General features: G+C 73.6%; 17 protein-coding genes. 6 read left to right on the forward strand and 11 right to left on the reverse strand.

Features of this window, described 5'->3' with window-relative positions; genetic code table 11:
* Positions 1–95 precede the first annotated feature (95 nt).
* A complete protein-coding gene (gene glpK, locus AC2EAQ_RS13240) occupies positions 96–1,580 on the reverse strand; it encodes a glycerol kinase GlpK (protein WP_484644689.1) in 1,485 nt (494 codons plus the stop codon).
* Between the two features lie 93 nt (positions 1,581–1,673).
* Here glpK and AC2EAQ_RS13245 point away from each other — a divergent pair, with 93 nt between their 5' ends.
* Positions 1,674–2,648 (forward strand): DMT family transporter, encoded by a 975-nt coding sequence (locus AC2EAQ_RS13245; RefSeq protein WP_484644693.1) that lies wholly within the window; start codon positions 1,674–1,676, stop codon positions 2,646–2,648.
* Between the two features lie 269 nt (positions 2,649–2,917).
* Here the strand turns inward: AC2EAQ_RS13245 and glcF are convergent, their stop codons facing one another.
* The 6 genes from glcF to AC2EAQ_RS13275 all read right to left on the reverse strand — a co-directional run bounded on the left by glcF (position 2,918) and on the right by AC2EAQ_RS13275 (position 9,989).
* A complete protein-coding gene (gene glcF, locus AC2EAQ_RS13250; RefSeq protein WP_484644696.1) occupies positions 2,918–4,207 on the reverse strand; it encodes a glycolate oxidase subunit GlcF in 1,290 nt (429 codons plus the stop codon).
* 12 nt (positions 4,208–4,219) lie between these two features.
* Complete coding sequence (gene glcE, locus AC2EAQ_RS13255; protein ID WP_484644700.1) at positions 4,220–5,338, reverse strand: glycolate oxidase subunit GlcE; 1,119 nt, start codon at positions 5,336–5,338, stop codon at positions 4,220–4,222.
* Between the two features lie 4 nt (positions 5,339–5,342).
* Positions 5,343–6,845 carry an FAD-linked oxidase C-terminal domain-containing protein gene (locus AC2EAQ_RS13260; protein ID WP_484644705.1) on the reverse strand — a complete coding sequence of 501 codons (1,503 nt, stop codon included), beginning with the start codon at positions 6,843–6,845 and terminating at the stop codon, positions 5,343–5,345.
* A gap of 115 nt (positions 6,846–6,960) precedes the next feature.
* Positions 6,961–8,175 carry an FIST signal transduction protein gene (locus tag AC2EAQ_RS13265; RefSeq protein WP_484644709.1) on the reverse strand — a complete coding sequence of 405 codons (1,215 nt, stop codon included), beginning with the start codon at positions 8,173–8,175 and terminating at the stop codon, positions 6,961–6,963.
* A 52-nt stretch (positions 8,176–8,227) separates the two neighbouring features.
* Positions 8,228–8,953: a PhaM family polyhydroxyalkanoate granule multifunctional regulatory protein gene (locus AC2EAQ_RS13270; protein ID WP_484644715.1), complete on the reverse strand. Its 726-nt coding sequence runs from the start codon at positions 8,951–8,953 to the stop codon at positions 8,228–8,230.
* Between the two features lie 46 nt (positions 8,954–8,999).
* Entirely contained in the window at positions 9,000–9,989 is a 990-nt protein-coding gene (locus AC2EAQ_RS13275; RefSeq protein WP_484644718.1) for a TraB/GumN family protein, read from the reverse strand.
* Between the two features lie 102 nt (positions 9,990–10,091).
* Here AC2EAQ_RS13275 and AC2EAQ_RS13280 point away from each other — a divergent pair, with 102 nt between their 5' ends.
* Complete coding sequence (locus tag AC2EAQ_RS13280; RefSeq protein WP_484644721.1) at positions 10,092–10,505, forward strand: VOC family protein; 414 nt, start codon at positions 10,092–10,094, stop codon at positions 10,503–10,505.
* A gap of 5 nt (positions 10,506–10,510) precedes the next feature.
* On the opposite strand, the gene creC is transcribed toward AC2EAQ_RS13280, so the two are convergent.
* Both creC and creB read right to left on the reverse strand, forming a co-directional pair.
* A complete protein-coding gene (gene creC / locus AC2EAQ_RS13285; RefSeq protein ID WP_484644723.1) occupies positions 10,511–11,974 on the reverse strand; it encodes a two-component system sensor histidine kinase CreC in 1,464 nt (487 codons plus the stop codon).
* Entirely contained in the window at positions 11,971–12,690 is a 720-nt protein-coding gene (creB, locus tag AC2EAQ_RS13290) for a two-component system response regulator CreB (RefSeq protein ID WP_484644725.1), read from the reverse strand. Before creB ends, creC begins: the two co-directional genes overlap by 4 nt.
* A 21-nt stretch (positions 12,691–12,711) precedes the next feature.
* On the opposite strand from creB, the gene AC2EAQ_RS13295 reads away from it, so the two are divergent.
* The 3 genes from AC2EAQ_RS13295 to AC2EAQ_RS13305 all read left to right on the forward strand — a co-directional run bounded on the left by AC2EAQ_RS13295 (position 12,712) and on the right by AC2EAQ_RS13305 (position 16,958).
* The gene (locus AC2EAQ_RS13295) at positions 12,712–13,500 is read left to right on the forward strand and encodes a hypothetical protein (RefSeq protein WP_484644727.1); all 789 of its coding nucleotides are present in this window, start codon (positions 12,712–12,714) and stop codon (positions 13,498–13,500) included.
* Between the two features lie 9 nt (positions 13,501–13,509).
* Complete coding sequence (hemE, locus tag AC2EAQ_RS13300; protein WP_484644729.1) at positions 13,510–14,568, forward strand: uroporphyrinogen decarboxylase; 1,059 nt, start codon at positions 13,510–13,512, stop codon at positions 14,566–14,568.
* 329 nt (positions 14,569–14,897) lie between these two features.
* Positions 14,898–16,958 (forward strand): primosomal protein N', encoded by a 2,061-nt coding sequence (locus tag AC2EAQ_RS13305; protein WP_484644732.1) that lies wholly within the window; start codon positions 14,898–14,900, stop codon positions 16,956–16,958.
* Positions 16,959–16,985: 27 nt separating this feature from the next.
* On the opposite strand, the gene AC2EAQ_RS13310 is transcribed toward AC2EAQ_RS13305, so the two are convergent.
* Both AC2EAQ_RS13310 and AC2EAQ_RS13315 read right to left on the reverse strand, forming a co-directional pair.
* Positions 16,986–17,390, reverse strand: a complete 405-nt coding sequence (locus tag AC2EAQ_RS13310) for a hypothetical protein (RefSeq protein ID WP_484644734.1) — start codon at positions 17,388–17,390, stop codon at positions 16,986–16,988.
* Positions 17,391–17,508: 118 nt separating this feature from the next.
* The gene (locus AC2EAQ_RS13315; RefSeq protein WP_484644736.1) at positions 17,509–18,486 is read right to left on the reverse strand and encodes an AEC family transporter; all 978 of its coding nucleotides are present in this window, start codon (positions 18,484–18,486) and stop codon (positions 17,509–17,511) included.
* A gap of 86 nt (positions 18,487–18,572) precedes the next feature.
* Here AC2EAQ_RS13315 and AC2EAQ_RS13320 point away from each other — a divergent pair, with 86 nt between their 5' ends.
* Positions 18,573–20,621, forward strand: coding sequence for an ATP-dependent helicase (locus tag AC2EAQ_RS13320; protein ID WP_484644738.1), 2,049 nt, complete (start codon positions 18,573–18,575; stop codon positions 20,619–20,621).
* Positions 20,622–20,641 lie beyond the last annotated feature (20 nt).

A 20,641-nucleotide genomic window follows, 5' to 3' on the forward strand; every position in this document is an offset into this window, starting at 1 on the left:
CTCCTCGTTGAAGCGCGGGTGAAGGGACGCGCATGGTGCACCGCCACTGCTGACAACGGCGTGTCAGCAAGTCGCGGCTTTCCGACGTCCTGGCGTCAGGCCGCGACCGCCTGTCGAACGGCCCGCTCCCAGCCCGCCATCAGCTCGGCCGCCCGCTCGCGCGGCATCGTCGGCAGGAAGCGCCGCTCCACCTGCCACTGCGCGGCCAGCTCGTCGAGGCTGCGGTAGGTGCCCACGGCCAGGCCCGCGAGGTAGGCCGCGCCGAGCGCGGTGGTCTCCACCACCTTGGGCCGTACCACGGGGATGCCCAGCAGGTCGGCCTGGAACTGCATCAGCAGGTCGTTGACGCAGGCGCCGCCGTCCACGCGCAGTTCGTCCACCGGCTGCGCGTCGCGCGCCATCGCCTGCAGCAGCGCCGCGCTCTGGAACGCGATGCTCTCCAGCGCCGCGCGCGCGATGTGCGCCACCGTGCTGCCGCGCGTCAGGCCGACGATGGCGCCGCGCGCGTCCGGGTTCCAGTAGGGCGCGCCCAGGCCGGTGAAGGCCGGCACGAACATCACGCCGCCGGCGTCGGGCACGCTCTGCGCCAGCGCCTGCACCTCGCCGCTGGCGGCGATGGCCTTGAGGCCGTCGCGCAGCCACTGCACCACCGCGCCGCCGATGAACACGCTGCCTTCGAGCGCGTACTCGGGCTGGGTGGTCGGCTGCGCCGCGGCGGTGGTGAGCAGGCCGTTGCGGCTCTGCCCGAAGTGATGGCCGGTGTGCATCAGCATGAAGCAGCCGGTGCCGTAGGTGTTCTTGGCCAGCCCGGCCTTGAAGCAGGCCTGGCCGAACAGCGCGGCCTGCTGATCGCCCGCGATGCCCGCGATCGGGATCGGCGCGCCGAACAGCGACGCGTCGGTCTCGCCGTACACGTGCGCCGACGGATGCACCTGCGGCAGCACGCTGTCCGGGATGTGCAGCGCCTTGAGCAGCTCGTGGTCCCAGGTGTTGTGGCGGATGTCGTAGAGCATCGTGCGCGAGGCGTTGCTCACGTCGGTGGCGTGCACGTGGCCGCCGGTCAGCTTCCACAGCAGCCAGGTGTCGATGGTGCCGAAGGCCAGCTCGCCCTGCGCGGCCTGCAGGTGCGCGCCGTTTACGTGGTCGAGCAGCCAGCGCAGCTTGGTGCCCGAGAAGTACGGGTCGATGCGCAGGCCGGTCGAGTGCTGCACCTGCGCTTCCAGCCCCTGCGCGCGAAGCTGCTCGCAGAACGCGGCGGTGCGGCGGTCCTGCCAGACGATGGCATTGGCCACCGGCTGGCCGGTGCGCCGGTTCCACAGCACCGTGGTCTCGCGCTGGTTGGTGATGCCGATGGCCGCGATGTCGGCGGCCTTGAGCTGCGCCTTGAACAGCGCCTCCAGCGCCACCGCCTGCTGCGTGGCCCAGATCTCGTTGGCGTCGTGCTCCACCCAGCCCGGCTGCGGGTAGATCTGCCGGAACTCTCGCTGCGCCATCGAAACGATGTGGCCGTCGCGGTGGAACACGATGGCGCGCGAGCTGGAAGTGCCCTGGTCGAGGGCGAGCAGATGGTCCTTGGCCATGTCGGGCGGTCTCCGGGAATCGTTCTGGGGTGCTGGCCGGGCACTCTGCCACAGCCGGCCCCGGCCCGATCAGCGGGTATCCTCGCCCGCCCCATGCCGCAACGCGCCGCCCTCGTCACCGGAACCCTCTACGCCCTGGCCGCCGGCCTGATGTGGGGGCTGGTGTTCGTGGCGCCGCTGCTGCTGCCCGAGTACCCGGCAGTGCTGCTGTCGATGGCGCGCTACCTCGCCTTCGGCCTGATCGCGCTGCCGCTGGCCTGGCTGGACTGGGGCCGCCTCGCGCAGCTGTCGCGCGCCGACTGGCTGGAAGCGCTGAAGCTGTCGCTGGTGGGCAACCTGCTGTACTACCTGTGCCTGGCCGCAGCGATCCAGCGCGCCGGCGGGCCGCTGCCCACGATGATCATCGGCACGCTGCCGGTGGTGATCGCCATCACCTCCAACCTGCGCGACCACCAGCGCGACGGCCGCCTGCCGTGGGCGCGGCTGGCGCCGTCGCTGGTGCTCATCGCCGCGGGCATCGGCTGCGTCAACCACGAGGAACTCGCGCACCTGCGCGCCGACCCCGACGCCGACCTCGGCCGCTACGCGATGGGCGCGCTGCTGGCGGTGGGCGCCGTGGTGTGCTGGACCTGGTACCCGATCCGCAATGCCGACTGGATGCGCGCCCACCCCGACCGCTCGCCCACCGCCTGGGCCACCGCGCAGGGGCTGGCCACGCTGCTGCCGGCGGCTGCGGGCTTCGCCGCCTTCTGGGCCTGGAACGCCGCCACCGGTCAGGCCTTCGCGATGCCCTTCGGGCCCGACCCGATGCGCTTCGTCGGGCTGATGCTCGCCATCGGCCTGCTGGCGTCGTGGCTGGGCACGCTGTGCTGGAACGCGGCCAGCCAGCGCCTGCCCACCGCGCTGACCGGCCAGCTGATCGTGTTCGAGACCCTGTCGGCGCTGGCCTATGCGCTGGCGCTGCGCGGCCAGTGGCCCGGCCCGCTGACGCTCGTCGGCGTGGCGCTGCTGGTGGCCGGCGTGCTGTGGGCGCTGCGCGTCAGGCCCGAGCACGCGCCGCGTGCGTGAATCCAGCCAACGGCTGACGTTTCGATACGCCGCTTGCCGGCGCACGCGCCGGGCACGCACCTTGTCACCGTTGCATCGGTAACCGCGCGCGCGCCCGTGCATCGGTCACGGCGCGGCATCGCGCCGGCGCGGACCATGCAGCCACGCCAAGAACAGGCTCAGGGAAACAGGACCATGTTCGACGATGCCGCTTCGATGATCCGCGTGCTGGCCGGCTGCGTGCTGGGAGGGTGCTTCGCCGTGGCCGTGATCCTGGGCGCGGCGGTCGGCTAGGGCGCCAGCGCGTCGTCCAGCACTTCCACCCAGTGCCGCACCGGCGTCGCCGTGCCGGACTGCAGGTGCTGGATGCAGCCGATGTTGGCCGACACGATCACCTGCGCGTCCAGCGGGGCCAGGTGCGACAGCTTGCGGTCGCGCAGCTGGGTGGACAGCTCGGGCTGCAGCACGCTGTAGGTGCCGGCCGAGCCGCAGCACAGGTGCGACTCGACCCCGGCCAGCGACACGTCGAAGCCCAGCTCGCGCAGGCCCGTCTCGACGCCGCCGCGCAGCTGCTGGCCGTGCTGCAGCGTGCACGGCGGGTGGAAGGCCAGGCGCTGCGGCGCGCGCGCGGCGGCCCTGGCCGCTGCACCTGACGCTGCCGACGCCGGCTTCGCCAGCCGCGGCTTGAGCGCGGTCACCAGCGCGGGCAGCAGCTCGGACAGGTCCCTGGTGAGCGCGGCGATGCGCGCGGCCTTGTCGGCGTAGTCGGGGTCGTGCGCGAGATGGCGCGCGTAGTCCTTGACGGTGACGCCGCAGCCCGACGCGTTCATCACGATGGCCTCCACCTTGCCGGCGGAGGTGAGCCCTTCCACCAGCGGCCACCACGCGTCGATGTTGCGTCGCATGTCGGCCAGGCTGCCGTCGTGGTCGTCCAGGTGCATGCGGATCGCGCCACAGCAGCCGGCGCCGTCGGCCACCAGGGTCTGGATGCCGGCGGCGTCGAGCACGCGCGCGGTGGCGGCGTTGATGTTGGGCATCATCGCCGGCTGCACGCAGCCCAGCAGCATGAGCACCTTGCGCGCATGCGCGCGCTGCGGCCATTGGTTGGCACGCGCCGGCCCGCGAGCGGGCACCTTGGCCTTCAGCGCCGCGGGCAGCAGCGGCCGCATCGCGCGGCCCAGCGCCATGGCGGGCGCGAAGGCAGCGGACGTGAGGCCCTCCTTGAGCAGCCAGCGCACGGCGCGCTCGGGCGCGGGGCGCTCGACCTTGTGGTCCACGAGGCGGCGGCCGATGTCCACCAGCGCGCCGTACTGCACGCCCGACGGGCAGGTGCTCTCGCAATTGCGGCAGGTCAGGCAGCGGTCCAGGTGCGACTGCGTGGCGCGCGTGGGCGTCTGGCCCTCGAGCACCTGCTTGATCAGGTAGATGCGCCCGCGCGGACCGTCCAGCTCGTCGCCGAGCAGCTGGTAGGTGGGACAGGTGGCGGTGCAGAAGCCGCAGTGCACGCACTTGCGCAGGATGGCTTCGGCGGCGGCGCCGTCGGGCGTGCCCTGGTACTCGGGGGCGAGGTCGGTCTGCATCGGGCGGGGGCTTCAGGCAGTGGGTGCAGCAGCAGGCGTGGGGGCGAACAGCCGCCCGCGGTCGAACACGCGGTCCGGGTCGAACGCGTCGGCCAGCGCGTGCTGGATGCGCGCCTGCACCGGGCCCAGGGGGTGGAAGGCGTCGCCGCGCCGCGCGGCCGGCGCGCGGAACAGCGTGGCATGGCCGCCGGCGCGTGCGGCCACGTCGCGCACCGTGGCCGCGCTGGCGGTGGTGCACCACCAGCGCTGCGCGCCGCCCCATTCGATGAGCTGCTCGCCGGGCAGCAGCAGCGGCTCGGCGGTGGCCGGCACGCCCAGGCGCCACAGCGCGGCGCCGGCGTCCTCGGCGCGGGCCGCGGCGGCGAAGAACTCGTCGCCGTGGTCGCGCAGGCCGCGCCAGAACGCGGCGGCCAGCGGCGCGTCGATGGCCTCGCCGCCCTGGCCCTCGAACAGGCGCTGCGCGGAGTCCACCGCGGCGCGGGCGCCGGCCAGGCGCACCACGAGCATGCCGCTCCACCACGCCGAGCCGGTGACCGGCAGCGGCTCACCGCCCCAGGCGTTCAGGCGCTTCAGCGCCTCGGCCTGCTCGCACTCGAAGCGCATCGTCACCGACGCCGGGGCCACCGGCAGCACCTTCAGCGACACCTCGCACACCACGCCCAGCACGCCCATCGACCCGGCGAGCGCGCGCGACACGTCGTAGCCGGCCACGTTCTTCATCACCTGCCCGCCGAACGACAGCAGCTCGCCGCGGCCGTTGAGCAGCGTGGCGCCGAGCACGTGGTCGCGCACGCCGCCGGCGCTGGCGCGCGCCGGGCCGGCCAGGCCCGCAGCCACCATGCCGCCCACGGTGCCGCGCGCCACGTAGCGCGGCGGCTCGAACGCGAGGTGCTGGCCTTTCTCGGCGAGCGCAGCCTCCAGGTCGTCCAGCAGCGTGCCGCCGCGCACCGTGACCACCAGCTCGCTCGGCTCGTAGCTGGAGATGCCGGCCAGCGGCTTCACGTCCAGCGGTTCGCCCGAGGCCGGGTTGCCGTAGAACGCCTTGGTGTCGCCGCCGACGATGCGCAGCCGGCCCCGGGCGGCGCGGGCGGTCTGGATCTGGTCGGCGAGGCGGGCGAGCGCGGCGTCCATCGCGTCAGAACCTCGGCAGCTCGGGGAAGGGCAGCAGGCCCTTCCTGACGTGCATCTTCCCGTACTCGGCGCAGCGGTGCAGCGTGGGCACCACCTTGCCCGGGTTGAGCGTGGCCTGCGGGTCGAACGCGTGCTTCACCGCTTCCATCTGCGTGCGCTCCTCGGGGCTGAACTGCACGCACATCGAGTTGAGCTTCTCCACGCCCACGCCGTGCTCGCCGGTGACGGTGCCGCCCATCTCGACGCTGGTCTCCAGGATGTCGGCGCCGAAGGCCTCGGCGCGGTGCAGCTGGTCGGGGTCGCTGGCGTCGAACAGGATCAGCGGGTGCAGGTTGCCGTCGCCGGCATGGAACACGTTGCAGCAGCGCAGGCCGTACTTCTTCTCCATCGCCTGGATCGCCACCAGGATGTCGGCCAGGCGCTTGCGCGGGATGGTCGAGTCCATGCACATGTAGTCGGGGCTGATGCGGCCCGACGCGGGGAACGCGTTCTTGCGCCCGCTCCAGAACTTCAGGCGCTGCGCCTCGTCCTTGCTGACTTCCATGCGCGACGCGCCGCAGCCCGACAGCACGCCGAGCATGCGGTCGATCTCCTCGGCCACCTCCTCGGGCGTGCCGTCGCTTTCGCACAGCAGGATCGCCTCGGCGTCGAGGTCGTAGCCGGCGTGGACGAAGTCCTCCACCGCGGCGGTCATCGGCTTGTCGAGCATCTCCAGGCCCGCGGGGATGATGCCCGCGGCAATGATCTGCGCCACCGCGTCGCCGGCCTTTCGCACGTCGTCGAAGCTGGCCATGATGCAGCGCGCCAGGCGCGGCTTGGGCACCAGGCGCACCGTCACCTCGATCGTCACCGCCAGCATGCCCTCGCTGCCGACGATGAGCGGCAGCAGGTCGAGCCCCGGCGCGTCGAGCGCGTCGCTGCCGAATTCCACCGGCTCGCCGGCCACCGTGAAGCCGCGCACCTTGAGCACGTTGTGCAGCGTCAGGCCGTACTTCAGGCAATGCACGCCGCCGGAGTTCTCGGCCACGTTGCCGCCGATCGTGCAGGCGATCTGCGACGACGGGTCCGGCGCGTAGTACAGCCCGAGCGGCACCGCCGCCTCGCTGATGGCCAGGTTGCGCACGCCGCACTGCACCACCGCCGTGCGCGACACCTTGTCCAGCTTCACGATGCGGTTGAACTTGGCCAGCGCCAGCGTCACGCCCAGGCGGTGCGGCATGGCGCCGCCGGACAGCCCGGTGCCCGCGCCGCGCGCCACCACCGGCACGCCGAGCGCATGGCAGGCCTTGAGCACCGCGGCCACCTGCGCCTCGGTCTCGGGCAGCGCCACCACCAGCGGCGACTCGCGGTAGGCGGTGAGGCCGTCGCATTCGTAGGGCAGCGTGTCCTCGTCGCGCCAGATCAGCGCGTGCGCGGGCAGCAGCGGCGTCAGCGCCGCCACCACCGCACGCTGGCGCTCGGCACGGTCCACGGCGGCGGCTTCGGCGGGCAGGGCGGGGGCGTTCATCGGCAGCCACTGTAGCGGCCCGGCCGGGGTGGCCCTACAGGGTTGACCGCTGCACGGTTTTGACCAGGGGTGAGGGAATCGGGCGCGGCGGGCGACGCGCTGGTCGGGCCTGGCCTCAGCCCTGCCGCGTGAACACCGTCAGCACGCCGGTGTAGCCGTACACCTGCTGGTGCCCGATCTCGCCGCCGGCGAAGAAGCCCACCAGCGGCACGTCGCCCAGGGCGTGGCGCACGATCTGCAGTTCGGCCGACGGGGCACCGAAGTGCGGGCCGCCGCGGCCGGCGCAGCTGACGTACACCGCGCCGGCGATGCGCGCGGTGGGGTCGGCCGGCGCGGCGGCCTCATCGGCGCCGCCGACGCCAGCGGTCGCGGGCTCGGGGGCCAGCTCGTCGCGGATCTCGGCGCAGATGCGGGTCAGGTCGCGCCGCGCCGCGGCCACGTCGCGCTGGCAGAAGGCGAGCGACATGCCCGTCTCAACCAGGTCGGCCACCGCCACGCCGTGGCGCGCCGGGTCGAGCCCGATCAGGTGGCGCACGCGCACGTCGTCTCCGAAGGCGCGGTGGCGCTGCGCGGCGGCGCCGCCGGACGGCGCGGCGGCCGACAGGCCCACCAGCGTGCCGCGCAGCGTGGCCATCGCGCGGCGCGAGTCGTCGAGCGTGAGGTCCAGGTCGGCCAGCAGGCATTCCAGCGCGGGGCGGCCGTCCAGCGCGGTGACCACGTTGCGCTCGCAGGCGGTGATGCGGCGCGTAGGCCCCACCGGCTGGCTGCCCTGCGTGACGCGCGAGACGATGCCCACGTCGCGCGTGAAGGCCACGCCCGACAGCCCGCCCTCGAACACGCCCTCGGCCACCTGGCAGCTGCGCGTGCGCGACGAGGCCACGCCGCCGAACAGGTAGCCGGTGGACGCGCGCCCGCCCAGCTCGGACAGCAGCTCGGGCAGGTCGTGGCTGTGGGCGTCGGCATGCACCAGCATCGTGGCCGGCGCGATGTTCGACAGCGGCCTCTTGCCGGAGAAGACCCGGAAGCGCCCCGCCGGCACGGTGAGCAGCATCAGCACCAGGCCGGGTTCGTCGAAGTACTCGACGCCGGACGCGCACACGCCCACGCCCACCGTGCCGGCCCAGGCCACGCCGGGCCATCGCGCATGCAGCGCGGCGTACAGCGCGTCGGCATGCGGCGCGTAGCGGTCGGTGAAGTAGACGAGGCCGAGCGCCGGCTCGCCAGCCCCGGCCCCGGCGCGCGCCTGCTGCGCGTCGAGCTGGGCGCCGGCCAGCGCGAGCGCACCGGCCCAGTCCGGGTGGGTGGCGTGGCCGACGTGGCAGCGGGTCATGGGCCGCAGTGTGCCCGCGGCGGGCGCGGCCTGCCGGCCGGCACGAGGGGAATCAGCGCGGGCGGCGGGTCTTTGCGGCGCGCGTGGCGGGGCGCTTGCCCCCACTGCCCGTGGCCGCTGCGGTCGCGGCCGAGGCCACCGACGCGGCGGTGCGGGCGCCCCCGGCCGCGGCCTTGGCCACGGCGCCGGCCACCTTGCCGGGCGCGGCGGCGGCCTTCTTCAGCGTCTGCTCGGCGGCGTCGAAGCTCTGCTTGACCATCGCGCCGGCCAGCTGCTTGGCTGCGTCGCCGGCGCTGTCGCGCATGGCGGTGGCCGCGAGCTGGGTGAACTGCTTGGTGAGCGCGCCCCACCATTGCATCGGGTCCACCGCGCCGGGCGGCACAGCGGCGTCCGCGGCCTTGCGCGTGCCGCGCGCCGCACGCGCCTTGGCGGTCGCAGGGGCCGCAGGGGCCGGCGCCGGGGCCGCGTCGGGCTCGCGCACCTTGAGCGAGTCGCGCAGCTGCGCCAGCGGCACGTTCATCGTCTTCAGCGTGGACAGCGTCATGCGCTGCACTTCCAGCGCCTGGATCGTGGCGCCGAGCATGCGCGCGTTCTGCTCGAGCCAGAACTGCACGGTGCGCAGCTCCTCGATGCGCTTTTCCAGCTCCTCGGGGTTGAGCGTGGGCGCGACCCACTGGCCGATGGAGGGCATCGCCGAGCCCGCGTTCTTCACCAGCCCCTGCAGGAAGTCGAAGCCGGGAACCAGTTTCGCGAACGGGACGCTGCTGTCGTCGGCCATGCACCTCTCCTCGTTGGGTTGCGGGCCATTGTGCCCACGGGGCCGGCTACTGCAAAGCCACCCGCTCTACCTGAAAACCCCGCGCCCGCAGCAGCGCGGGCAGGCCCTGCGGCCCCACCATGTGCAGCACGCCCACGCCGGCGAACACGCGGCGTCCTTCGCGGTGCAGCTTCTCGATGCCGTCGGCGAGGCCGCCGTTGCGGTCGTCGAGCAGGCGCTTCATCAGGCGGCGGTCGTCGTCGCCGACGACGCACTCGCACCAGCGCTCGTAGTTCGCCAGCTCGTCGAGGTCGCCGCGCTCCCAGGCCGCGGCCAGGCGCGCGACCGAGCGCCGCGTGGCGCCGGACTCGAGCTGTTCCACCATCTGCGCGACCATCGTGGCCGCCTCAGCGTCGGTGGCGGGCAGCAGCGCCGCCTTTTGCAACTCGGGGGTCTCCAGCGACACGATGCGCATCTGCGTGCTGCGGCCGAAGCCGGCCAGAGACGCCTCCTGCGCATAGCTGGCGTCGAGCCCGGCCCAGCGGGCTTCCAGCACGCTCAACGACACCGCGCGCATCACCGGGTGCATAGCGTCGAACAGGGGTCGGGCCTGGGCGGGCAGGCAGGCGGCTTCGAGCCGGCGCGCCAGGCGTTCGGCCACGGCTGCCGGCAGCGGCGCCGGCGGCGCCGACCCGGCGGGGGCGGGCGCCATCATGCGGGCCATCAGCTGCGGGTCGGTGATGTCGAGTTCCAGCGCCAGCGTGTCGCTGGCGCGCAGCGCGGCCGACACGCCCGGTCCCGGGATCGCCCAGTCGAGGTTGCCGACGTGGATCGTGCCGAAGAGGTAGGCGCTGCGGCCGTCGCGCGTCGCCTTCCACAGCGCACCGCGGTTGCGCGCGTTGCGCACCGCGGTCTGCAGCTGCTCGGGCGAGGGGGCCTGGGCCACCGGCGGGCAGGCCGCCGGCGCGGGTGCCGGCTTCGCGGCGGGGGCCTGGGCCGGTGCGGCGGCCGGCACGGCCAGCGCCAGCGCCAGCAGCAGGCTCGACAGTTTCGACATGGGGTCCGGTCCTTTCGCGTAAATGTGTGCCGTGGGGTGCGGGCTCGTGGCGGCGCCCGGCGGCCGCTACGATGCCGGCCGGCAGCCTAACCCGGAGTGAGCATGCGCGCGTTGTTCCATCTGGCCTACCACGTGCACGACCTGGACGCGGCGCGCGCGTTCTACGGCGGCGTGCTCGGCTGCCGCGAAGGCCGCAGCACCGCCACCTGGGTGGACTTCGACTTCTTCGGCCACCAGATCTCGCTGCACCTGGGCGCGCCGTTCGCCACCACCGACACCGGCCACGTCGGCGACCACCTCGTGCCGATGCCGCACCTGGGCCTGGTGCTGCAGGCCGACGACTGGCAGGCGCTGGCGGCGCGCCTGGTGGCGGCCGGCACCCGCTTCGTGATCGAGCCCCACCTGCGCTTTGCCGGCCAGCCCGGCGAGCAGTGGACGATGTTCTTCCGCGACCCGAGCGGCAATCCGATCGAGATCAAGGGCTTCGCGGACCTCGATCGCGTCTACGACCACTGATCCATTCAAGCTGCGTGCAAGGGCAGCGTGAGCGTGGCGATGGCGCCGCCATCGTCGGCGTTGCGCAGCGTGACGCGACCCTGGTGCAGCGCGGCGATCTCGCGCACGAAGGGCAGGCCCAGGCCGGTGCTCTTGCGCTGCGTGCCGGGGCGCGCCAGCGAATAGAACTTCTCGAACACCTTGTGGTCGGCGTAGTCGGGGATGCCGGGGCCGTGGTCGCGCACGCTCACCTGCGCCTGGCGCCCGGTGAGCTGCAGCGCCACCTCGATCGCGCCGCCGGGCGGGGAGAAGTCCAGCGCGTTGTCGAGCAGGTTGCCGACGGCGCGGCGCAGCAGCAATGGGTCGCCGTCCACGGTGGCGTCGGCGCCGCTGCCCGGCGCCAGCGACACCGTCAGGCCGCGCGGCGCGCCCGCGGCGGCCGCGCTGGCCACGCACTCGTCGAGCAGCGCGCGCAGCGCCACCGGCTCGGTGCGCTCCAGCGCGCGGCGCGACTCCAGCGCGGCCAGCTCCATCATGCGGTCCACCAGCTCCTGGATGCGCGCCGTCTCGCGCTCGATGTTGGCGACGAAGCGCTCGCGGTCGGCGGCCGGCATCTCGCGTTCGTGCAGCAGCTCGGCCGCGCCGCGGATCGCCGACAGCGGGCTCTTCAGCTCGTGCGTGAGCGTCTGCACGTAGTCGGCCACGTAGCTGCGGCCGGTGAGCGCGTCGCGCATCTCGTCGTAGGCGGCGCCCAGCGTGCCGAGTGCCCGACGGCCCAGGCGCGGCAGGCTGAAGCCGCGCTGCGCGCGCACGTAGCGCACGTAGTCGGCCAGCAGGCCGAAGGGCCGCACCAGCCACACCGACAGGATCGCCACCAACAGCGCCACCGCGGCCACCGACGTGGCGCCGATGATCATGGTCTTGCGCCGCGCCGCCTCGACGAACTGGCCGAAGCTCTGCGCCGGCTTGCCCACGCTGACCGCGCCGACGATCTGGCCGTCGCGGCGCAGCGGCGCGGCCACGTACATCACCGCCGTGGTGTTGTCGTCCACCAGGTCGGGCGTGGTGCGCGCGCCGTAGCGGCCCTCGAGCGCGCGCTTGATGTCGCGCCATTGCGAGTGGTCGGCGCCGACGGCGCGGCCGAGCGAGTCGAACACCACGCGGCCCTGCGCGTCCACCACGGTCATGCGCAGCTCGAAGCGCGTCTTGCGGAAGCCGAAGATGTCGGCGTCGAGCTGGCGTGCGTAGAGGTCGCGGAACAGCGGCTCGAGCACCGCCACGTCGATCACCGGCTCGGCCGGGGACACGGCGCGCTCGTCCCAGCGCTGCTCCACCTGCGCGGCCATCAGGTGCGCCACCTCCACCAGCGACTCCTCGGCCGACTCGCGGTAGCGCGGGTCGATGTCGGCGAGCAGGCGCCACATCAGCCAGCCCACGCCGATGGCATAGGCCAGCAGGATGGCCGCGAAGACGCGGTTGCGCTGGGTCATGCCGGCCGCGTCGGCGGCAGGTCCTCCGCCAGCGCATAGCCCACGCCGCGGTGGGTGCGGATGGGCTCCAGCGTCGGCGCCACCGCCTTGAGCTTGGCGCGCAGCGTCTTCACGTGCGCGTCCACCGTGCGGTCGAGGCTGGCGCTGTCGTCGTCCCACACCAGGTCGAGCAGGCGCTCGCGCGTGAACACGAAGCCGGGCCGGCCGATCAGCGTGCGCAGCAGGCCGTACTCGTAGCGCGACAGCTCCAGCGCCTGGCCGTAGTAGCGGATCGAGCGCCGGCCCTCGTCGTGGGCGAAGGCCGGCGCGGGCGCGATCGGCGCCGCCGCGACCGTCGCTGGCGCTGCGGCGCTGCGCCGCAGCACGGTGCGCACGCGCGCCACCAGCTCGCGCGGCGAGAACGGCTTGGTCACATAGTCGTCGGCGCCCAGCTCCAGGCCCACCACGCGGTCGATCTCGTCGGCGCGCGCGGTGAGGAACAGCACCGGCAGCGTGTCGTGTCGCGCACGCAGGCGCTTGAACACCTCGAAGCCGTTCAGGTCGGGCAGGCCCACGTCCAGGATCACCAGCGCCGCGTCGTCGCAGCCGGCCAGCGCGGCCTCGCCGGTGGCGCACCAGCGCGGCTCGAAGCCTTCGGTGCGCAGCGCGTACTGCAGCGTGTCGGCGATGCCGGGCTCGTCCTCGACGATCACGATCACGGGGCGCCGCGGCTGCATGGTGGCGGCGATGATAGGGCCATGATCGACGTCCGCACCGCCCTCGACGCCGCGGCCCGCCCCGCCCTTCGCGACACGCCGCGCGCGCCGCGCCGCGCCCTGGTGGCCGGTGGCGCCGGTCCGCTGGGCGCGGCGGTGCTGGCGTGGGTGCTGGCCTGCGGGCGCTTCGAGCGCGTCGGCGCGCTGGTGAACCGTGGGGTGCACACCGCGTTGCGCGGGTTCGCCGCGGTGGCGCACGACGACGCGGCGATGCGTGCCTTCGGCGCCGACACCGCGGTGGTGGTGTTCGAGCGGCCCGGCGCCGCCAACGGGCGCGAGGCGGCCTTCGTCCAGCCCGAGCCGCAGGCGCTGCCGGCGCTGGCCGCGAGCCTGCATGGGGCCGGCGTGCGCCGGCTCGTGGTGGCGGTGCCGCATGCCGCGTCGCTGCTGCCGATGGCGCTGCAGCAGGGACTGGCCTCGCTGGACGAGGCCCACGTGGCGGCCCGCGGGTTCGACCAGCTGGTGTTCATGCGCATGGCGCGCGATCAAGCCGACGGCGCCGCCGCCGGTCGCACCGCGCCGCAGCGGCTGGCCCACTGGATGCTGTCGCAGTTGCGCTGGATGGTCCCGCAGCGCGAGCAGCCGGTGCGCACCGACACGGTGGCCGCCGTGGCCGCGGCCACGGCCGCCGCGCTGGCCGATGCCGCGCCCGGCACGCGCGTGATGCCCGCGACGCTGCTGTGGCAGGCGGCCCAGGCGATGGCCGCCCGAGGCGGCGCCGACAGCGTGGTGCACGGCTGGCTCGGCCTGGCGCCCGACGGGCGCCTATGATGGCGCGCCATGCCGTACGCCGACCTCCGCAATGACACCTTCCTGCGCGCCTGCCGGCGCCAGGACACCGACTACACGCCGTTGTGGCTGATGCGCCAGGCCGGCCGATACCTCGCCGAGTACCGGGCCACGCGCGCGCGCGCCGGCAGCTTCATGGGGCTGGCCACCAACCCGGACTTCGCCACCGAGGTGACGCTGCAGCCGCTGGACCGCTATGCGCTCGACGCGGCGATCCTGTTCTCCGACATCCTGACCGTGCCCGACGCGATGGGGCTGGGCCTGTCCTTCGCCGAGGGCGAGGGGCCGCGCTTCGCGCACCCGATCCGCGACGAGGCGGCAGTGGCGGCGCTGACGGTGCCCGACATGGACCGCCTGCGCTACGTGTTCGACGCCGTCACCTCGATCCGCAAGGCGCTGGCCGGCCGGGTGCCGCTGATCGGCTTTTCCGGCAGCCCGTGGACGCTGGCCTGCTACATGGTCGAAGGCTCGGGCAGCGACGACTACCGGCTGGTGAAGTCGATGCTCTACGCGCGGCCCGACCTGCTGCACCGCATCCTCGACATCAATGCGCAGGCCGTGGCCGCGTACCTGAATGCGCAGATCGCGGCCGGCGCCCAGGCCGTGATGGTGTTCGACAGCTGGGGCGGCGTGCTGGCCGACGGCGCGTTCCAGGCCTTCAGCCTGGCCTACACGCGGCGCGTGGTCGAGCAGCTCGACCGCAGCGTGCCGGCGATCGTGTTCACCAAGGGCGGCGGTCCGTGGCTGGAAGCCATCGCCGGCTGCGGCGCCGACGTGGTCGGCCTGGACTGGACCTGCGGCCTGGCCGACGCCCGCCGCCGCACCGGCGACAAGGTGGCGCTGCAGGGCAATCTGGACCCGATGGTGCTGTTCGGCGGCGAGGCCGCCGTGCGTGCCGAGGCGCGGCGCGTGCTCGACGATTTCGGCGACGGCCCGGGCCATGTGTTCAACCTCGGCCATGGCATCTCGCAGCACACGCCGCCCGAGGCGGTGGCGGCCCTGGTCGACGAAGTCCATGCCCATTCCCGGGCCCGCCGGGCGCGTCGCTAGACCGTTGTTTCTGCACGCGGTAAGTGAGCACTCAGGGTGACTTATCCCCACTTGCGCGTGTGCGGTGCAGCAACCGCAAATGACGGCCACAAAGCCATCAGGGAATACCCTTTGTGTGGCTAAGTGCTTGATTCCATTGATTTTGTCAAGCTGCTTGCGGGCTGTGCAGGCCAACCCAGTTGTCGGTGGATCAAGGGCTTAGCGTCACTGCCGCCAGCTTCTTCACAAAGTTGTCCACAGCTTCGGTGGAAAGCTTCAAATGCCGTTTCGAATCATGGGCTTAGCGCGGTTCCTTGAAGCTTTGCCTCGAAAGCGGCGCTATCTCGGCCATGCCTGACCCCGGCACCCTGGGCGTCGTGGTCGACGCGCCCCAGCACGCCGGCATGGCCGCCGCGCTGGCCTATGCCAGCGAGCAGCCACTCGCGCCCGGCAGCCTGGTGCGCGTGCCCCTGGGGCGCCGCGTGGTGCCCGGCATCGTCTGGGACGGCCGCCCGGAAGCGCCGCCCGAGGGCACCGGTCTGCGCGCGGTGGCCGACGCGCTGACGGCGCTGCCGCCGCTGCCGGCGGCATGGCGGCGCCTGGTGGCGTTCGCGGCCGCGTACTACCAGCGCAGCCTGGGCGAGCTGGCGCTGTCGGTGCTGCCGCCGGAACTGCGCCGCCTCGACGCGACGCAGCTCGCGCGGCGCCTGGCCCGGCTGGACGCGCGGCTCAAGGCCGCCGCGCCGGCGCCGGCCGCCGAGGTCGCGCTGCCCGCGCTGACGCCGGACCAGGCCGCCGCGGTGGACGCGCTGGCCACCATGGCGCCCGGGCCGTGCCTGCTGCACGGCGTGACCGGCAGCGGCAAGACCGAGGTCTACCTGCGCGCGGCCGCGGCCACGCTGGCCGCCGGGCGCCAGGTGCTGCTGCTGGTGCCCGAGATCAACCTCACGCCGCAGCTCGAGGCGCGGCTGGCCGAGCGCTTCGCGGGGCGCCGGCTCGTCACGCTGCACAGCGCGCTGACGCCGGCCCAGCGGCTGAAGCACTGGCTCGCCGCGCACCTGGGCCATGCCGACCTGGTGCTGGGCACGCGGCTGGCGGTGTTCGCGTCGCTGCCGCGCCTGGGGCTGATCGTCGTCGACGAGGAACACGACCCGTCGTTCAAGCAGCAGGAAGGCGCGCGCTACTCGGCGCGCGACCTCGCGGTGTACCGGGCGCGCCTCGAGGGCGTGACCGTGGTGCTGGGCTCGGCCACGCCGTCGATCGAGACCTGGCAGCGCGCCGAGCAGGGCGCCTACCGGCGCCTCGCGCTGCCGCAGCGCGTGGGCGGCGGCGCGCTGCCGCGCGTGCGCCTGGTGGACATGCAGGCCCAGCCGAAGCCGGCCGGCGGCGCGCAGGACACGTCGATCTCGGCGCCGCTGCTGGCGGCGTTGCGCCAGCGCCTGGAACGCGGCGAGCAGAGCCTGCTGCTGCTCAACCGGCGCGGCTATGCGCCGGTGCTGCACTGCGGCGCCTGCGGCTGGAAGAGCGGCTGCCCGCACTGCAGCGCCTGGCGCGTGTTCCACAAGGCCGACCGCACGCTGCGCTGCCACCACTGCGGCTTCACCGAGCGCGTGCCGCGCGCCTGCCCGGACTGCGGCAACCTCGACATCCATCCGGTGGGCCGCGGCACCGAGCGGCTGGAGGAGCAGCTCGCGGCGCTGCTGCCCGGCGCACGCATCGCGCGCATCGACGCCGACTCGACGCGCCTGAAGGGCTCGCTCGAAGCCCAGCTCGGCGCGGTGCATGCCGGCGAGGTGGACGTGCTGGTGGGCACGCAGATGGTGGCCAAGGGCCATGACTTCCGGCGCATGACGCTGGTGGCGGCGGTCAACCCGGACGGCGCGCTGTTCTCCAGCGACTTCCGCGCCGGCGAGCGGCTGTTCTCGCTGCTGATGCAGGCCGCGGGCCGCGCCGGCCGCGACGCGGCGCAGGGCGACGCGAGCGAGATGTGGGTGCAGACCTGGCACCCGGCGCATCCGCTGTTCGCGGCGTTGGCGCGGCACGACTTCGCCGCCTTCGCGGCCAGCCAGATCGAGGAGCGGCGCGGCGCCGGCCTGCCGCCTTTTGCCAGCCTCGCGCTGCTGCGCGCCGAGGCGAAGGACGGCGCCGCGGCGACGGCGTTCCTGCGCGCAGCCGCTGCGCAGGCCGCCGCGCTGCCCGAGGCGGCCGACGTGATGATCTACCCGCCCGTGCCGCCGCCGATCGCGCGCGTGGCCGGCGTCGAGCGCATGCAGATGCTGGTGGAGTCGGCCTCGCGCGCGTCGCTGCAGCGCCTGCTGGCGGCCTGGGTGCCGGGCCTTTCGGCCCTGGGAAAGGACAAGGCCCACCGCGTGCTGCGGTGGGCCGTGGACGTGGACCCGCTGGCGATCTGAGCCGGCGCGCGGGCGCGCGCCGCGGCGTCAGTCGTCCTTCTTGCCGTGGCCGTGGCCGCGGCCCTTGCCTTCCTTGGGCGGGCGCTTGCCGGGGTGCTCGCGGTAGTACTCGTCCTGCACCCACTGTTCCTTCACGAAGTACACCTGACGGCCGCAGGCACCATAGTGCTTGCAGTGCTTGCGCCAGTTCTTCGCGTGGCCCGGCGGCACGTAGAGGTACATCGGCGGCTCGGCCACCACCACGGCAGGGCGCGTGATGATCACCGGCTGCGGATACAGCACCGGCGGCGGCGGGCGCGAGCCGATCTCGATGCGGCCGTAGACGCCCGGCTCGCGGATGGTGATGCCCACGCCGACGTCGACGACGGCCAGCGCGGGGCTCATGGCGGCGGCGGACAGCGTCGCCGCGAGGATCTTGTGCAGGGTGTTCATGGGTTCGGGCCCTCCGATGAGGTGACAACGGCAGTGTGACGGCCGGCGTTGACGCCGGCGCACCGCCTCGGGGCGGCGACGTGCACTCCTGCACCGGCGCGCGGGTTGCGCATCGGCCTCAGGCGCTGCCGGAGATCCGGAACGCCATCGCCAGCGCCGAGAAGGTGACGAAGGCCGCCGCCGTCGAGCTGAGGATGATGCGCGCGATGCGGCCATTGTCCGCGCCGTAGCGCTCGGCCAGCAACGAAACGTTGCTGGCGCTGGGCAGTGCGGCGGCCAGCGTCAGCACCACGGCCTCGAAGGTGCCGATCGGCGCGCCGAGCTGCCGCGCCACCGCGGCCAGCACGAACACCAGCAGCGGGTGGGCGACGAGCTTGATCGCCGCCACCGGCAGGTAGAGCGCCGCCGGCGTTCGCGTGTGCGCATGCTGGCCCGCGCGCCACAGCACTGCGCCGATGGTGAACAGGGCCACCGGGCTGGCCGCGTCGGCGAGCATGTTGACGATGCCGGCCACCGGCCCGCCGGCGCCGAGCCATTGCCAGCCCATCACCGAACACAGCGCGCCGGCCGCGATCGCCCAGGGCAGCGGGTTGGACAGCGCCCCCCGCAGCGCACTGCCGAGCGCGGCGCGCGCGCCGGCGCCCTTGGCCTCGTGCGCCTGGGCCAGCGCGATACACAGCGACGTGGTGACGAACAGGTCGGTCAGCATGGCGCAGATCACCGGGCCGGCCGCGGCCTGGCCGAGCAGCGCGGTCAGCAGCGGCACGCCCATGAAGCCGGTGTTGGGGAACGCCGCGACCAGCGCACCGAAGGAGGCGTCCTTGAGCTGCACGCGGTCGGACAGCGTGACGGCCAGCGTGAACGCGACGATGCCCAGCGACGCCAGCAGCGAGACCAGCAGCACCGCCGGGTTGAGCAGCTGGCCGATCGGCGTGTTCATGCCGAAGCGGAACAGCATCGCCGGCAGCGCGAAGTACAGGACGAAGGCGTTGAGGCCGGGGATGGCCGATTCCGGCAGCACGCGCCGCTGCGCGGCCAGGTAGCCCATCAGCACCAGGGCGAAGAAGGGCAGCGTGACGTTCAGGATCGGCATCATGGCGGCGCGAGAGTATCGCCGCAGGCCTGTCGCGGAACCGCCGCTGCGCGCTGGCTATGATCCGCCGCCCCGCAGTTCCGCCCCCGATGTCCGACACGCTCAACACGCGCCAGCTCGAAGCGGTGCACCACCTCTCGTCGCCCTGCCTCGTGCTCGCGGGCGCCGGCTCCGGCAAGACGCGCGTGATCACGCACAAGATCGCGCGGCTGCTGCAGGCCGGGCTCGACCCGGCGAGCATCGCGGCCATCACCTTCACCAACAAGGCCGCGGCCGAGATGCGCGAACGCGCCAAGGCGCTGGTGGGCCCGCGCGCGGCCAAGCCGCTGGTGGTGAGCACGTTCCACTCGCTGGGCGTGCGCATGCTGCGCACCGACGGCGAGCGCGTGGGTCTGAAGCCCAGCTTCTCGATCCTCGACAGCGACGACGTGCTGGGCATCCTGCGCGACGCCGGCGGCACCACCGACGCGGCGCTGGCGCGGCGCTGGCAGTGGACGATCAGCCTGTGGAAGAACCAGGGCCTGGACGCCGACGCCGCCGAGCGCAGTGCCGCAAGCGACGACGAGCGCGTGGCCGCGCGCGTGATGCGGCGCTACGAGGAGCGCCTCGCGGCCTACCAGGCGGTGGACTTCGACGACCTGATCGGCCTGCCGCTCAAGCTGCTGACGCGCGACGACGAGGCGCGCGCGAAGTGGAGCGCCACCTTCGCCCACGTGCTGGTGGACGAGGTGCAGGACACCAATGCCGTGCAGTACGACCTGCTCAAGGCGCTGGTCGGCGCGGACGGCCTGTTCACCGCCGTGGGCGACGACGACCAGAGCATCTATGGCTGGCGCGGCGCGACGATCGAGAACCTGCGCCGCCTGCCGCAGGACTACCCGGGCCTGCGCGTCATCGCGCTGGAGCAGAACTACCGCTCCACCGGCGCGATCCTCGCCGCGGCCAACGCGGTGATCGCCGCCAACCCCAAGATCTTCGAGAAGAAGCTGTGGAGCGAGTTCGGCGACGGCGAGCCGGTGCGCGTGCTGGAGTGCGACGGCGAGGAGCACGAGGCCGAGCGCGCGGTGGCCGCGATCCAGGCGCGCCGCGCCGAGGGCGGGGCGGTGGCGCTGAAGGACTTCGCGGTGCTCTACCGCGCCAACCACCAGGCCCGCGTGTTCGAGCAGAAGCTGCGCGCGGCGCAGATCCCGTACAAGGTGTCGGGCGGGCAGAGCTTCTTCGACCGCGCCGAGATCAAGGACCTGTGCGCCTGGCTGCGCCTGATCGTCAACAACGACGACGACCCGGCCTTCCTGCGCGCGGTGACCACGCCCAAGCGCGGCATCGGCCACCAGACGCTGGGCGCGCTGGGTGAGTTCGCGTCGCGCTGGAAGGTCAGCCTGTTCGAGGCGCTGTTCGCCGAGTCGCTGGCCACCGCGCTGCCGGCCAAGGCGCGCGCCGGGCTGCACGAGTTCGGCCGCACGATCAACGACCTCGAGCACCGCGCGCGCCAGGCGATGGGCGCGGACGCCGCGCGCACGCTGCTGCTGGGCTGGCTCAAGGAGATCGGCTACGAGCAGCACCTCTACGACGGCGAGGACAGCGAAAAGCTCGCCGCCGCGCGCTGGACCAACGTGCTCGACTTCGTCGAGTGGATCGCGCTGCGCTGTGGCGGACAGCCCGAGGACCGCGCGCTGGCCGCCGGCGAGATCGCCGACGAGGCGAAGAGCGTGCTCGACGTGGCGCAGACGATCTCCATCATCGCCAGCCTGGCCGAGCGCGGCGACGAGCAGGACGTGGTGACGCTGTCCACGCTGCACGCCGCCAAGGGGCTGGAGTGGCCGCACGTGTTCCTGGCCGGCATCAACGAGGGCCTGCTGCCTTTCAAGAGCGAGGCCGAGGACATGACGCCGCAGCGGCTGGAGGAGGAGCGGCGCCTGATGTACGTGGGCATCACGCGCGCGCGCACGTCGCTGGCGGTGAGCACGCTGCGCCGCCGCAAGCGCGGCCGCGAGACGGTGGCCGGCATGCCCAGCCGCTTCATCGCCGAGATGAAGCTCGACGAGCGCAAGGCCAAGGAGGACCCGCGCGAGAAGCTGCGCCGCCTGCGCGCGGAACTGGCCGCCAGGGGCGCACCCGCGCCCGCCGCCGGTGACTGAACCCGGCCCCCGGCGGGCCC

This window comes from Aquabacterium sp. T101, assembly GCF_057219775.1.